The organism is Paraprevotella xylaniphila YIT 11841, from assembly GCF_900683745.1.
In the GTDB taxonomy this organism is placed as follows: Bacteria; Bacteroidota; Bacteroidia; order Bacteroidales; family Bacteroidaceae; genus Paraprevotella; species Paraprevotella xylaniphila.
This window is the reverse complement of sequence record NZ_LR215980.1, coordinates 1,840,218-1,855,565: the sequence shown is the minus strand read 5'-3', so window position 1 is coordinate 1,855,565 and position 15,348 is coordinate 1,840,218. Positions and strand designations below refer to the sequence as shown.

The window sequence follows — 15,348 nt, the reverse complement described above, 5'->3', positions numbered from 1 at the left end:
ATAATTCTTAAAAAAGAAAATAATGAAGAGAAATCTACTTTTATCTACTTTGTTGTTGGCATCGGCTTCGATGGCGGCACAGGGTTTTGACGGTTCGTTTGATGGGCCTTGGGAAACTTGCTATCCCGATGGAAAGACGGCAGTGGGTACGCAGCCGAAGGGTTGGATGGCATCCAGTGTATGCAAGAACTTCATCATCACGATGAAGAAAGAATTAGTGGAAGCAGATGCCGACCGTATAGGCAATGAAGATGGACATTCCGTGCGAATGTGGAATGATTACGTCGGAATGTTCGGCATCGGTGCAACCGCTCCCGGATATATCACGTTGGGTAAGGCTTGGGCATATGGTGATGTGTCTAATGTAGGAACTCCGGAAGATACCAGTGACGGTGGTGCGTATGGTGGTGTCGCCTTTACTTCTCGTCCAGATTCTTTGGCTTTTTATATAAAGCGTACTCATGCGCATGAGAAACCTGCAAACGGTTCTTTTAATGAAAGTGAAAGGGCTACGGTGGTGTTTTATTCATGGACGGGAAGTTCGGTTTCGAAAGTTACTACCGGAATGAGCAATGCGCCGGAGGTTATTGATATGGTAGACCGCGAGAAGGATATTTTGGGAAAGATAACAGAAGGTGTGACCGGAGATGCCAAGTTAGTGGCTTCTAATGAATATTATATTGAGGGCGATGTTGAAAACTGGACGCGTAATTCTTTTGCCATCGATTATAAATCGGATGTGAATCCGGAAAAGATGAATATTATTTTTGCTGCTTCCGATTACTTCGACCGTTCTGCATTAGGAACCGGCAATACACTGACGGTGGACGATGTGCGATTCATTTATAATTCACGCCTGAAAAGCCTGACGGTGGGAGGGCAAGAGGTTTCCGGTTTTGACAATGGCGTATTCGAATACCAACTACCCGGTGACATGGTGGATGCCAAAGTGGAAGCCAAGGCTTTTGGTAAAGATGCCAAAGTGGCTGTCTCAAAAAACGGAAATGTGACGACGATTGTTGTGACCGACGATACTGCCAAAGGTGAGAAAGAAAATACTTACAAGTTGACATTTAAGGGAGTACAAACCGTGATTTCCTTACCCGAAGCGGCACCGTCCATCACGTATGGTGATGCCTTGGATGGACTTGGTTTTGTATCCAATAGTGACCAGGCTTTTAGTTATTCATTCTCTGTCGACGGCGTACTGAAACAAGGAGAAGATGGGAAATTACATGCTATTGGAGCCGGTGAAGTTATGGTAACGGCAAGTCAGACCGGTAGTGAAGATTATACTCCGGCTGTTTCTGAACCGTTGATGGTGCAGGTGTCCAAGGCGGTATTGAATGTTTCTCTTGCGGAAGATGCCTGGTGTTGGCGCGGCGTCAATGTAAGTACTTCCAATTTAGATAAAGGCAAATGTGGTTATTCGTTTGTTTTGGATGGCTTGAAAGGTGATGATGCCGAGAAACCTGTGGAGGAAATTCTTTCCAAGCTTCCTACGGTGAAGGCTAATGCGCCAAAAGAAGAAGAAAAGGCCGGTGACATGCGTGAGGCTGCATTAAGTGGCGGAGAGGCTGCAAATTATGAACTTGCGTTGTCGGACAAGGCAAAGTTTGCGGTGGTGAAAAATAAAGTGGGTGTATACGTCAGATATGGAAACAATACTTTGTCATCGGTATACGACGGTGAACAATATCGTACTGTGAAAGTGGCTGTGGGGCAAGATGAATACATCTTTACGGTAGAATACACGGATGTTGTATATGATGATGAAGACGTTTTGGCCAATATGGACGTTCAGCCGGAGGTGGTATGTACGGTGAACAAGGATGCTGAAATTGGTGATGAGTTCCCGGTTTCACTGAAATTGCCGGAACAGGTGTCTTTTGATAACTTTGACCTTATCAGTATTGTACCAGATGTTGCCAAACTTGTCATGGCGGCCAATCCTGATATTACGGTAACAATACCCGAGAAAGTTGTTTATGGTGATGAATTCACGTTAGTTTCCAATGAGCATGGTATTACATATAGTAATAAGGTGTTGACTTCAGGCGTGGTGAGTATGACATCTAAAGGTGTGGTTACGGCAAAGAAAGCGGGTGAGGCTGAGTTGGTGGTAATGACTAACGCCAAAACGGTGGATGATGTGGATTACGGTGCCACTACAACGAAGGTGTCGTTCGAAGTACAGAAAGCTTTGCTTACGGTTACGGCAAAGAATGTGACGGTTAAAGTGGATGAGGAACTGCCTCCGACCTACGATTTGGTATATGAGGGTTGGATAGGGAAAGATACAGTGGAGACCGTTTTTGAAACTGAACCTGTGGCGCAACCCGAACTTCCGACGGAACTCGTACCTGGTACTTATCCTATCGTAGTGAAAGTTGAGAGCATGCCCGAAAACTATGAAGTGAAGACCGTAAATGGTATTTTGACGGTGGAAAAAGGCAATGGAGTTACATCTGTAAATAGTGGAGACGTGAAAGTGGCTTATGCTAATGGGAATTTGTATGTGCCTTGCGGCGGACGCGTGGAAGTTTACGCCTTGACAGGAGCTTTGGTCGGTCGGTATGAAGGCACTGTTATTCCGGTAGCTTTGCGTACCAATACATTATACATCGTGAAGACACAAAAGGGTGCTTTCCGCTTGTTGATAAAGTAAGTTGGAATGTGTGTCGGCTTTAGATGCCGTGCACGTATAATAATCCCCTTATTCTTTCTCTTTCCAGATGGGAGAGGACTGAATAAGGGGAAATCTTTTTTAGTCGCGGCGTTCGTTGTACACGCCGATTTCATTCAGGTACATGCGTTCGTTTTCGTTCTTCTTGGTGAAAGTGACTTTGACTTTATTGCCCCATACTTCATCAAAGCGGTGCACTTTTATTTTCCCGTTCTTCGGTGTCACGGGAATCTCATGCCAAACTCCGTCTTTGAGGTAGTGTATGCGGTAGCTGCTGAAGCTTTCGTTGTTGTCTACGAGTGAAATCATGTTGAACGGGCGCGTGCGTTCAAATTCCACTTCGTACCATGGTTCTTTGATTCTCGGGTTGGAATGCCAGGCCGAGCCGAAGTTGTCGTCGTTCCCGAAGTCCATGATGAAAGAATCGTAACTCCAACTGGAATTGGCCGGACGGTGTTTGGCGATGTTTTCTGCTGTAATCGGACGTTCATATTCGCCCAACGTCATTTCACCGCCTTCTTTTCCTTTCCAAAGGCGGCCGATTTCCTTCAACGCCTCCAAGGCATTGTCGTCAATCAATCCGTCCCGGTTGGGTGACACATTGAGGATGAAGGTGCAGTATGCTTTGTTGAAAGGTACCAGGTTCTCGTTGACAATCCATTCGGGCGATTTCACGTCCGTTGTGGGGAAGTCGCTTTTCCAGAACCACGACGAGTTCAGCGGCAGGCACGACAAGGCCGGCATCCGGTTGGTGTCTTTGGAGATGTGTTGTCCGGCATTCTGTTCGAAGGACTTGATGTCGGTGTAGAACAATGCGTCCTGTGGGTATTTGGCAGAATTCAAGTCCATGACGAGGCAGTTCGGTTGGAGCTGTTTGATGAAGTGGTAGATGTCATCGAACGGGACTTCTTCGTATGAAATGCGCGACCAAGGAGCGTCCCAACCGTCGATGATGAGGGCGGAAATGGGGCCATAGTTAGTCAGCAGCTCCTTTAATTGATTTTTAATCAAATCGATGTGGTCACGATGGATAAATCCCGGACGTAAACGGTGGTGCGTGTCGAGGATGGAATAATATAACATCACATCCAACCCTTTTTTACGGAAAGCGTCCACGTATTCCCGTACCACGTCACGTTTCAGGGGGCTGTTCATGACGTTGTATTCCGTGGTCTTCGTGTCCCAAATGCAATAACCACTGTGGTGTTTTGTGGTCAGGCATCCGAACTTCATTCCTGCACTAAGGGCAGCTTCGGCCCATTGGTTACAGTCCAGTTTCTTCGGATGGAAGGTTTCGGCCGGCATGTCGGGGTCGGGCCAGTCTTCGTCCACAAATGAGGGCATGTTGAAATGGATGAACATGCCGAACTTCTCGTTGACGAATTTCTGTTGCATGGCTTTCAGGTTGTCTTGGGCGAGGACTGAACCACACGCTGCGCAGGTAACCATGAGCAGCATGCTTCTTAAACTTTTGTACATAAATGACGAATGTTTTTAATGGTTATAAAAAATAGTTTCTTTTGCATAGCAAAGGTATGTATTCCGCAGCTTTCAAAAAGTTGATGTATGCTTCAAATAATGTAATAGCTGCACCAAAACGGGGGAAGAGAAAAAGAAACGTACACTTCCGCCCATAGGATAATGTGGTTTTATCTGCGGAAGTGTACGTAATTCAGTTTGTGGAAGTGGTTATAAGACAACTTTGAAAGTTTGTGCCTTATTTCCAATGTCGGCTTTTATGAGATAGACCCCGTGTAGGGGAATGTCGGTTGTTCCGCTGCCGTTGACAGTCATGTGGGAAATGGTGGTTCCGGTTTCATCCATGATGGTCAGGGTTGTGCTTTCGTTCACGTGGTAATGCAATTTGCCATTTGCACCATATATCCGGACGCCGGGGAGCATATATTCCTCTACGGAACTGCCGGACGGGTCGAAGCGGGACTGTGTGAACGCTCCGCCTCTCTTGCCGTTGTCGATGGCCTGTACGCCCCATTCATACGTGGCTTCCTCGTCATCTATGTACATGGAGTAGACGGTCGTCGAGATTTGTCCCGAGATTTCTCCTGTTTTGATGAAACCGGTTTGCACGTCAGCCGGCACGGTCATGAAGATATTGTCTGAACCCGATTTTTTCAAATACAGGTTGTATTGCAAGGCTTCTTGGGGAGTGACGTCATCCGAAGCTGCGTCCCAACTGAAAGTGACCATCTTTGTGGCTTGGTCGTAGACGGCTTTCAGGTTTTTGGGGGCGGTGGGGGCTCCGTTGGGGACGGCTCCCTTGTCGGACGACATGTTCCGGTAAAGTTCGGTGGCGCATTCGCGTGAGCATACGTCACTATGCGCCCATCCCATGTTCCAGGCATCCAGATAGCCATCGTTGTCGAAGTCTATCAAATGATTGTTACCGTGGGTGATGCGGTTGAACGTCCAAGGAGATTCCGTGTCGTACCATCCGCCGTAGGGCTTGAAACAGAAATCTCCCCGGTTCAGATAAAGCCAGGTTGTGATTTCGTGGCTTTCGCCGTGTCCGCCCGCTAAGATGTCCGGCAGCCCGTCGTGGTTCACGTCGCCGAACGAGGGGGTAGCCCCGTCTACTCCTTCAAATCCGCAGAACAAATCGTCCAACATCTCAAATGTCCGTCCGCCTTTATTACGGTATATGTAGAATGATTTGGCATTCTGTCCTTTGGTGGCAGAATATCCGGTTACCACGATGTCCGTCCACCCGTCGGCATTCAGGTCGCAGGGGAAACAAGACGAATCGTATGATCCGTATAGGTATTGCCCGTTTTCGGAGAAAGTGCCGTCGCCATTGTTCCAATAGATGCGGAGATTGCCTTCGCCCGGGCCGTAACCGGACGAGATGATATCCAACCAACCGTCGTTGTCCATATCGGCAAAATGTACCGAACCTCTTGACAGCCCCGTGAAGGGTTTGTCGCCGTCCAGAGGGGTTTCTTGCCGGATGAATCCTTTCCCTTTATTGTTTTTATAGAGGTAAAGCACGCGCCGGTCGTGGTGTACGACGGGGTTACCGTTTTCATCCGTGATGCCGTCTTTGTCTTCGTAGTCGTCCAGTCCGGCGATGATGAGGTCAAGGTAACCGTCTTTGTCATAATCGCCTACGGAGACGTAGTGGCGCGACCGTCCACCGTCTAGCGAGCCGTAGATAGGAGAGATTCCCATGAGGTTGCTTTCCGGCGTGGCTTGGTTTACTTCTTCAAATACATATTGCCCGTCCGGTCCGATACCTTTGTTCTCGTACAAGTAGGCAACCACATCATCGAGGTCATTTTCATAATCCATGGATTTCACTCCGGGTACGAACAAGTCCATTAAGCCGTCGTTGTTGTAGTCGAACCATGTGGGGCAAGCATAATATACCACGTCGAAAGGACTGTCCAGCTTCTTGAATGTCCCGTCTTCTTGATAGTCATACAGGGCGGAAAACTTTTTCCGCGAGGTTATCCGTTGGTGTTCGTTGTTGCCGGAATAAGTGACTTCCAGGAATCCGTCGTTGTCGAAGTCTCCCCAAGCCGCATTGGAACGGTCGGTAGAATGCAGGAACTGTCCACGGGAGATGGCGGTAGCCGCTTGTTCGGCAGGCACGGGGTATTTCACTTTTTCAAATACCGGTTCTGTCGGATTGCCCGGTTCCGGAAGTTCTGTAAAGTCTTCGTTCGTGAATTCGTCGTACACCTCCTTATAATGGAAGTCTGTGGCTGAAAACGCCGAGATGCCCACGTCTACGATTTGCTCTCCGCTGCCTTGTATGCATTTTACGGCTATCAGGTTCCAACTGTTCGGTTTGAGGGTCTGGCGTGCTTCGTCGGAAATGTCGTAAGGAATGTAATTGGAAACAGAACCTTTCTTCGTGGCAGCCCAAACTCCGTTGATGTAGATGAAAATGTCATCGTCATGGTAAATCATGAAGCGCATGCAGTCGATCATTTCTTGGGTTACGTCGCCCAAGTAGAACCAACGGCGCATGTAAATTTGCGGTGTGGTCCAAGGTATGGAGATAAGTCCTTGCGTATTCCATAATGAACTCTTTCCGAATGCGGCAGTCCCTTTGGGCCATAGGCTGTCATCGAACCCTTTGGAAAACCAGTGGCGAGGTGCATTGTCTTCGGTGATGAACTTCCATTTGTATTTATGTTCCTTGGCCGTCGATACGACGGGTTGTATCTTTACGTCGCTTTGCGGCATGTTGATGCATTCCAAGATTTTATCTTTCAATTCTCCTGTGGGTGAATATGGTTTCAATATGCGCCGGTCATAGGTGTAGATGCCGTTCTTCTCGATTTCCACGTCCGACAACTGTGTGTAAACGGCTGCGTTAAGTCCATAATAATAATGGTCTTTGATTTTGTCAGCCAAGTCGTTGAACATGATGGTAAAGTCTTCCGGTGTTTCCACAGTCGTGTATCCGAAGTCGCCGCCCGGCCAGATATGTCCGGGTACTTTTAGCGTGATGCCTCCGTATTCACCGTTGACGCAGGCACGTTTCTGGTCGATGGGGCAAGAAGGGTAGGGGTAGCTGTGAGAGTCCTTGATGTCACCGATTTCGGCATCGTTCCATCCGCTGGCGCAGCAGACAAGGCTTTGCGGGCTGACTTTGTCGATGACTACTTGCGTCATCCGTTCGGTGTCGAACTGTCCCCACCCCTCATTGAATACGACCCATTGCACGATGCTCGGATGGTTTTCGAAAGCATCTATGATGCGGACAGCTTCCTCTTCAAAGTTCTGCCTTGCAAAGGCTTCGTGTCCGGCAGGAAGGTTAGGACTGGGCAGGTCTTGCCATACTAATATCCCTTCGCGGTCGCAATGCATGTACCAGCGTGACGGTTCCACTTTGATGTGTTTGCGTATCATGTTGAAGCCAAGTTCTTTCATCGCTTTGATGTCGAACAGGAGGGCTTCGTCGCTAGGTGCCGTGTACAGTCCGTCCGGCCACCAACCTTGGTCCAATGGTCCCATTTGGAAGATTTGTGTATCGTTCAGGAAGATGCGTGGTGTGCCGTCCACGTTTTTCACTTCAATCTTGCGCATGCCGCAATAGCTTTTCACGGCATCGGTTTGTTGTCCTTCCGAAGATAGTGTGATGTTGAGGTCGTAAAGGTAGGGATGTTCTGGCGACCACAGTTCCGGAGCGTTTACAGGCAAGGTGCATGGAGTGCCTGTGGCTACGCCTTGCAATGAAGCTACAGTGTTACCGTCGGGGTCTGACAACCGGATGTCGGCAGTGGCTTCGCTGTCGCCGGTAGCGTTCACTTGCAGTTTGAAGCAGGAATTGTCCACGTCCGGTTCGATAGACAACCGGGTGATATGTACCGGATTCACCGGTTCGAGCCAAACCGTCTGCCAGATGCCGCTGACTGGAGTGTACCAACATCCCCACTTGTCCAAGGCTTGTTTGCCTTTAGGTTGGCCTTCTGCTCCCGTATTGTCATGGATATAAACGGCTATTTCCTGCTCGCCTCCGTCTGTTAGTGCAGAGGTTATGTCGAAATAGAACGGGTCGTAACCTCCCGTGTGTTGGCCTACTTTTTTTCCATTGACATAGACAATCGCTTTCCAATCCACGGCATCGAAATGCAACAGGATGTTTTTCCCTTTCATGCTTTCCGGTATCGTCAGAGTTCGCCTGTACCAATAGCATTGGTTGTCGCTTTCTTCCATTACACCGGAGATGGCCGATTCAAGTGGGAAGGGCACGAGTATTTTCTTGTCATAAATGAAATCGGGGCTGTAAGCTTCGTCTTGTATGGCTTTCCGCAAGTCCCAAATGCCATTTAAGTTCATCCATTCTTGGCGTTCCATTTGTGGACGGGGGTATTCGCCGAGCACATTTTCCGGGTCAAGGGTTTCGCTCCAAGGTGTCATCATGGGGCCTTGCTTCATTTGCCATTCTACGGCATTTGCCGTCCGTATGCCTGTGAGCAATAGCAGGCTTACGGCAATCATGTGTTTTATTTTCATAATGGTCATTTTAGAAATGGATGCGGGGGCATGTTCACCCCGCATCCAAAGGTTAGGTGTTTTTTATTTCACGATAAACTTTTGGGCAGTTGTCTTACCGTCCTTGTCTGTAGCTTTCAGGATATAGATGCCCGAATTGAGGTTGTCGATGAGCGTGGTGCCGGCTTTTACGTCCATTTCAGTTATGGCAGTTCCGTTTACGGTGTAAACCGTGACATGCATATCCGTGCCGGTGCAAATGGTGGCCAGGTTATCATGGGCGCGTACTTCTATTCCGTTTCCTTGGGCAATGTTTTCCTTGATGCTTTGGGGATTCTCTCCCGGGTCGAGGTACAAGCCATAGATGTTGGCACCGATATTATCCCTGTCGGGTAAGTTATAGACTACGTACAAGTCATGTATTCCGCTTAAGTCTGCCAAATCGCCGGCTGTCGTCAGCTTGTTGCCCCAACTTCCGGTGCCTTGTGCCCTGACGACAGCTACGGGTTCGCGTCCTTCGAGTGTCGCATTCAATTCTTCCAGGTTGGTGACATTCTCCCAGTCGATGTCGTTCAAGTCTGTGTAAAGCGTAAAGTTTGCATCTTCTATGGTACTGCCAATATATGACGGTTCGCAGGATGCGTTGATGAAGACCTTTTGATAGTAATTGTCCTTGAAGTCGATGCCTTTGTAAGCGACGACTACGCCGGCTTTGGTGAACCCGATGTTGCTTCCTTCGCATCGTGCATCCCCGCTGATGGGCTTAATGACTTCCCATTGTATGCCTTGGTTGGTGTCAGTTCCTTCCGTAGCCCCGTTTTCTCCTGTCGTGACGAACACTACGGCATTCTTCGATGGTTCTACGTTTTCATATACCACGCCGCAATCCGGATTTTCAAACCAGAGGGAATCCTTGACCAGTTCGATTTTCTGCAGATTCGTGGCATCTCCCCACTTGATGAACAGGCGATGGCTGCCGGTCACATCTTGTAACCGGGTGGCTACCGGAGTGAAGCTGTTCCATTCCTGTATGTTGATTCCGGTCCATGTCCGTGCTATCATATTTTCGGGTTTAACCTCGTCTATGTAGAATTCCATATATTCCATGTATCTTTCACCGTCGTGACCGATATAGGCCACCAGTTGTTGGAACTCTCCGTTACCGAAGTCTATTTCCTCGGTGGATTTGACGATGAATCCGTCGTTTGTACTTCCCCAGCATCCCGTTTCTTCGTTGTATTTTGCATCCTTGTAGGGATCTTCTTCCGGATTCTCCGGAACGTCTACCGCCCTCACAAGGGCAGAACCGTCGATGACGGTGGCCAGGTCTTCGTATCCTTCCATTTCGCCGGGCCATGGTTGCAGGCCTTCCTCTTCTTCCGGTATAGCTTCTTCGTAGAATTTCACGGAACGCAAGTTCCCGCTTCCGGCACGGAAAGTCAGCCATACTTTCTGTTTGCCGGTAGGACGTGCGAAACCGTCTTCTTCTTTCATGTTTTCGGCAAACATGTCGAACTGGTGGTAACCGAAAGTCCTTTCCACCCTGATTTCATTGAACGGGACGGCTTCTTCCGGAGTAGCCCCGGCACTGAGTACGACGTATTTGGCTTCACCATACGTGCCCCATCCGTTGGCAAACTCCACACCGGTAGCCTGATAGGCATTTCCGTCTGTTCCGAAATCTACCTCTCCCAATCCGATGACGGTGTTTTCGCTAGTGTTACCTATGTTTCCGTATCCCACGTCAAAAGACGCGTCTGTCACCAATTCGATGTTTTCCGCATTGCTCTTCATGAGCGGGATAAACAAGTCGCCGGTAGCAGGTTGAGGCTCTTCCGGGTTCTGTCCCGGATCCAAATACAATCCGTAGATGTTGGCACCGATATTGTCCCTGTCGGGCAAATTATAGACCACATATAAATTATGTACGCCTTCCACATGGCTTAACGGGGCTGTAGTGGTGAGTTTGTTGCTCCACGCGCCGGTACCTTGTGCCCTGACTACAGCCACCGGCTCACGGCCTTCGAGCGCGCCATGCAGCTCGTCTAAGTTAGTCACGGTGGCCCAGTCGATGTCGTCCAAGTCTACATATAAAGAGTAATTAGCCTCTTCTGTGGTGCTGCCGATATAGGTCTTGTCGCAAGAAGCATTGATGAACACGTCCTTATAATAACCGTTCTTGAAGTCTATGTCTTGGTACATTACCACCACGCCGGCTTTTGTATAACCGATGTTGCCGCCCTCGCATTTGGCATCCCCGCTGATGGGTTGGATTATTTTCCAGGCAGTTTCGCCTTGGGACACGTCTCCGCCTTCCGTAGCTCCGGATTCGCCTTTGGTCACGAATACCACAGCATTCTCCGACGGTTGTGCGTTGTCGTAAACGACTCCGCAGTCCGGATTCTCATACCAGACGGGTTCTTTGACCAAATCTATCTGGTGGAGGTTCGTGGCATTGCCCCATTTCACATACAGGTGATGGCTGCCCGTTACCTCTTTCAACGTAGTGGCCACCGGTGTGAACTTGTTCCATTCCTGTATATTGATGCCCGTCCATGTCCTGGCAACCATGTTTTCCGGTTTTACTTCGTCGATATAGAATTCCATGTACTCCGTGTATCTTTCGCCGTCATGCCCGATATAGGCCACTAATTGTTGGAATTCTCCGTTGCCGAAGTCTATTTCCTTGGTGGATTTGACGATAAACCCGTCGTTTGTTCCGCCCCAACATGCCGTATTTTCATCGTATTTGGCATCTTTGTAAGGGTCTTCTTCCGGATTTTCAGGTACTTCTACCGCTCTCTCAAATGCGGCAGCTTCTATGGAGGTCGTGATGTCTCCGTAGCCTTCTGCTTGGTTGGGCCAAGGCTGTACGCCTTCCATACCTTCGGAAAGGGCGTTTTCATAGAACTTCACCGAACGCAGGTTGCCTTGTCCGGCACGGAATGTCAGCCACACTTTCTGTTTACCGGTGGGAAGGGCGAATCCGTCTCCTTTGTCCATATTCTCGGCAAATAGTTCAAACTGATGGTAACCGTAAGTGCGGGTCACGGTCATTTCGTTGAACGGGACGGCCTCTTCTGCCGTGGCTCCGGCACTGAGGACTACAATCTTCTCCTCGTCGTAACTGCCCCATCCGTGGGCGAACTCCACTCCGGTGGCTTTGTAGTTCGTCCCGTCTGTACCGAAATCCACTTCTCCCAAACCGATGACGGTTTCCGTCGAAGTGTTCCCGATGCAGCCGTAACCTACATCAAAACTCGCATCTTTTACCAACTCAATGTGGGATGCGTTGCTTTTCATGAGTCCGACGACCAGGTCTTCGGCCATCGCCTGACTTGTCCCCAATAAGGACAGTACTCCTACGAGTAACGTGTTTTTTCTCATTGTGATTAACTGTTTAATTTATGGGTTAAGTTGTAATGAAGTATTGCGGGTGCGCCCACGATACTTGTTTTTTATGGTTATCAAAGATCTCGACGCTGTAAATTTACACCTTTATGATATAGCGGAAAGAGAATAAACGCGTCAAATAGTGGTAGGGTTGAATCAATACGCTCTTTTTGGGCACAGGTTGGCGCATTTGCTTTGTTTTTTATCCGCTTTGTACTATCTTTGCCCATGTAAAATAAGGCACAAATGAAAGCAAAGATAGATTGCATATTGGACTTCCTGAAAGATGTGGCGGCGCATAACGACCGGGGATGGTTTGCAGGACACAAAGGGCAGTATGAGGAAGCGCACGGGCTTTTCGAGGAGATGGTGCAGGCACTTATCCATCGTATCGCGGCATTTGACGGTAGTGTGGCACACCTTACGGTAAAGGATTGCACGTATCGTTTTTATCGCGACACGCGTTTCTCTGAAGACAAATCGCCCTATAAGCGCCATTTCGGAGCCTATATCAACGCCTGCGGCAAGAAATCCTGGCATAGCGGTTATTATTTCCACCTTCAGCCCGGCGAATGCTTGTTGGCCGGTGGGTCGTGGTGTCTGCCTTCGCCGATTCTGAAAGCTGTCCGCCAGTCCATCGTGGACGAGGTGGACGAATTCCGTTCTATTGTGGAGGCGGCAGATTTCAAGGCGGCATTTCCCGTCATAGGCGAGACGCACTTGAAAACCCTTCCTAAGGGCTTTCCGAAGGATTTCCCTTATCCGGATTATTTGAGGCCGAAAGATTACTCCGTTTGCCACACGGTGCCGGATGATTTCTTCCGTGATGAAAACTGGTTGGACCGTACGGCCGAGATTTTCGAGTTGATGAAGCCCTTCAATGATTTTGTGAACTATACGATTGACGAATGCGAGTGAATCGTAAGATGCCGGACTGATGATTATATTTAACCTGAAAATAAAGAAAATATGAATGTAGGAGACAAGGCGCCCGAGGTGCTGGGCGTGAACGAACAAGGAGAGCAGATTTTGTTGAGCCACTACCGTGGAAAGAAAGTGGTGCTTTATTTTTATCCCAAGGACAATACGTCGGGCTGTACGGCCGAAGCTTGCAGCCTGCGCGACAACTATTCTGCGCTGAAGGATAAAGGATACGAGGTAATCGGGGTAAGCGTGGACAGTGCTGATTCGCACAAGAAGTTCATAGAGAAACATGAGTTGCCTTTCACGTTGATTGCCGATACGGACAAGTTGTTGGTCAATGAGATGGGCGTATGGGGAGAGAAGAGCATGTATGGCCGCAAGTATATGGGAACTTTCCGCACCACCTTTGTCATTGATGAAGAAGGAGTGATAGAGAAGGTCTTCTCCCCGAAAGAAGTCAAGACCAAGACGCACGGCGAACAGCTGCTTGCGTTGTAGATGGCATAGCCGAAGTTACGGCCGCCCTTCCATATACCTATTTATATATATGGGAGGGCGGCTGTTTTTTAGTCAAGGCCGGAGAAACGGGTCAGCGGTTCAAGTAATGCCGGGCCACTTCGAGGGCCGTATGGATATTGTCGCAGATGTTTTTCTTGCCGAGCAGTTCATAAAATCCGCTTTTCTTGAGGGCTTCGTGTACTTTCGGATTAACTCCGGACAAGATGATGTGCACCCCTTCGCGATGGCTCATCTCGCACAGGTTGGTCAGGTTGTGGATACCCGTAGAGTCGATGAACGGAACTTTCCGCATGCGGATGATACGTACCTTAGGCTGTTCCTTGGTTTGTAGTACGACCTCTTCAAACCGGTTGGCAATGCCGAAGAAGTAAGGGCCGTTGATTTCGTAGACCTCCGTGTGGTCGGGAATGTGCAAGTGTTCTTCCGAAATCACGGTGCCGTCGGCATCCGTAGGGACGATTTCATCCTTAAAAAGGTTCACCTCCGTGGTTTCCATGACCCGCTTGATGAACAACAGGCAGGCCAGTACCAGTCCGAACTCAATGGCTACGGTCAGGTCGAATATCACGGTGAGGAAGAAAGTGATAAGCAAGACGGCCACATCGGACTTAGGATTGCGCAAAAGTTCCCTGAATGTCCGCCAACCGCTCATGTTATAGCTCACAATGACCAATACGCCCGCCAGACAGGCCATAGGAATGTATTGCGCCAGTGGCATGAGCAACAGGAAAATGAGCAGCAGCACGATAGCATGCACGATACCGGCCACGGGCGTGCGTCCCCCATTGTTGATGTTCGTCATGGTACGGGCGATGGCACCGGTGGCAGGGATGCCGCCGAAGATGGGGGAGAGGATGTTGGCGATGCCCTGTCCCACTAATTCCTGGTTCGAGTCATGATGGTCGCCGATGACACCGTCGGCCACGGTGGCCGAGAGCAGCGATTCGATGGCTCCCAGTATGGCGATGGTGATGGCAGGAGCCATCAGTTGCTTGATGCTTTCCCAGTTCAGTTCGGGTACGTTCATGCCCGGAAGTTCGGCTTTAATCATGAAGCGGTCGCCGATGGTTTCCACTTGCGTCGCTATACCGTATTGTTTCAGCAGGTAGACTCCCACGGTCATGACGATGATGGCAATGAGCGAACCCGGAATCTTGTGGGTCAGTTTGGGGGAGAGGGCGATAATGGCCACGCTGACTATACCCACGGCGGTGGACCATACGTCCAAGCTGCCGAAGTGGCGGATGTACACGATCCATTTCTCTATGAAATCGGCCGGCACGTTGTCGATGGTCAGTCCGAACAGGTCTTTGATTTGCGTCGTGAAAATGGTCACGGCGATTCCGCTGGTGAAGCCTACCACGATGGGATAGGGGATGTATTTGATGATGGTACCCAGATGGAATACGCCCAACAGAATCAGGAACACGCCGGCCATGACGGTGGCCACAAGCAGGCCTGCTTCGCCGTATTGTTGTATGATGCCGTAGATGATAACGATAAAAGCCCCCGTCGGTCCGCCGATTTGCACACGGCTTCCGCCAAACAGGGACACGGCCAGTCCGGCGATGATGGCCGTGATGATGCCCTTCTCAGGTGTCACGCCGGATGCAATGCCGAAGGCTATGGCCAATGGCAGGGCTACGATGCCCACTATGAGGCCGGCCATGATGTCTGCCGTCAGCTTTTCTTTGTTGTACTCTCTCAAGTCAAGGAATAGTTTAGGCTTGAATTCAAATTTGCTCATAATCTGATTATTTTGGATTTGTATATCCTGATTGTTTTTAAGGAAGTGCAAAGATAGCCCTTTTATGTCACAAACTCTAATAAATTGCTAAAAAACGTTTTTATGCGGAGGTTGG

Annotated in this window: 7 protein-coding genes; 3 read left to right on the top strand and 4 right to left on the bottom strand. The window is 49.3% G+C overall.

Annotated elements, in window-relative coordinates; all coding sequences use genetic code 11:
* The first annotated feature begins 22 nt into the window (after positions 1-22).
* Positions 23-2,668 carry an MBG domain-containing protein gene (locus E0E47_RS07905; protein ID WP_232038372.1) on the top strand — a complete coding sequence of 882 codons (2,646 nt, stop codon included), beginning with the start codon at positions 23-25 and terminating at the stop codon, positions 2,666-2,668.
* Positions 2,669-2,767: 99 nt separating this feature from the next.
* On the opposite strand, the gene E0E47_RS07900 is transcribed toward E0E47_RS07905, so the two are convergent.
* The 3 genes from E0E47_RS07900 to E0E47_RS07885 form a co-directional block, all read right to left on the bottom strand.
* On the bottom strand, positions 2,768-4,144 hold the full coding sequence (locus E0E47_RS07900; RefSeq protein ID WP_130894341.1) for an alpha-L-fucosidase: 1,377 nt from the start codon (positions 4,142-4,144) through the stop codon (positions 2,768-2,770).
* Between the two features lie 231 nt (positions 4,145-4,375).
* Positions 4,376-8,716: an FG-GAP-like repeat-containing protein gene (locus E0E47_RS07890; RefSeq protein ID WP_130893387.1), complete on the bottom strand. Its 4,341-nt coding sequence runs from the start codon at positions 8,714-8,716 to the stop codon at positions 4,376-4,378.
* An 18-nt stretch (positions 8,717-8,734) separates the two neighbouring features.
* On the bottom strand, positions 8,735-12,037 hold the full coding sequence (locus E0E47_RS07885) for a T9SS type A sorting domain-containing protein (RefSeq protein ID WP_130893386.1): 3,303 nt from the start codon (positions 12,035-12,037) through the stop codon (positions 8,735-8,737).
* Positions 12,038-12,289: 252 nt separating this feature from the next.
* Here E0E47_RS07885 and E0E47_RS07880 point away from each other — a divergent pair, with 252 nt between their 5' ends.
* Both E0E47_RS07880 and bcp read left to right on the top strand, forming a co-directional pair.
* Positions 12,290-12,961: a DUF2461 domain-containing protein gene (locus E0E47_RS07880; protein ID WP_130893385.1), complete on the top strand. Its 672-nt coding sequence runs from the start codon at positions 12,290-12,292 to the stop codon at positions 12,959-12,961.
* 51 nt (positions 12,962-13,012) lie between these two features.
* Entirely contained in the window at positions 13,013-13,465 is a 453-nt protein-coding gene (gene bcp / locus E0E47_RS07875; RefSeq protein ID WP_008625688.1) for a thioredoxin-dependent thiol peroxidase, read from the top strand.
* Between the two features lie 91 nt (positions 13,466-13,556).
* On the opposite strand, the gene E0E47_RS07870 is transcribed toward bcp, so the two are convergent.
* The gene (locus E0E47_RS07870) at positions 13,557-15,233 is read right to left on the bottom strand and encodes a SulP family inorganic anion transporter (protein ID WP_040602590.1); all 1,677 of its coding nucleotides are present in this window, start codon (positions 15,231-15,233) and stop codon (positions 13,557-13,559) included.
* Positions 15,234-15,348: the final 115 nt, after the last annotated feature.

Coding starts and splice junctions, on each gene's coding strand:
- E0E47_RS07870 (WP_040602590.1), bottom strand. CDS start 15,233: ATGAGCAAATTTGAATTCAAGCCTAAACTATTCCTTGACTTGAGAGAG.
- E0E47_RS07880 (WP_130893385.1), top strand. CDS start 12,290: ATGAAAGCAAAGATAGATTGCATATTGGACTTCCTGAAAGATGTGGCG.
- E0E47_RS07900 (WP_130894341.1), bottom strand. CDS start 4,144: ATGCTGCTCATGGTTACCTGCGCAGCGTGTGGTTCAGTCCTCGCCCAA.
- E0E47_RS07890 (WP_130893387.1), bottom strand. CDS start 8,716: ATGCGGGGTGAACATGCCCCCGCATCCATTTCTAAAATGACCATTATG.
- E0E47_RS07885 (WP_130893386.1), bottom strand. CDS start 12,037: ATGAGAAAAAACACGTTACTCGTAGGAGTACTGTCCTTATTGGGGACA.
- E0E47_RS07905 (WP_232038372.1), top strand. CDS start 23: ATGAAGAGAAATCTACTTTTATCTACTTTGTTGTTGGCATCGGCTTCG.
- bcp (WP_008625688.1), top strand. CDS start 13,013: ATGAATGTAGGAGACAAGGCGCCCGAGGTGCTGGGCGTGAACGAACAA.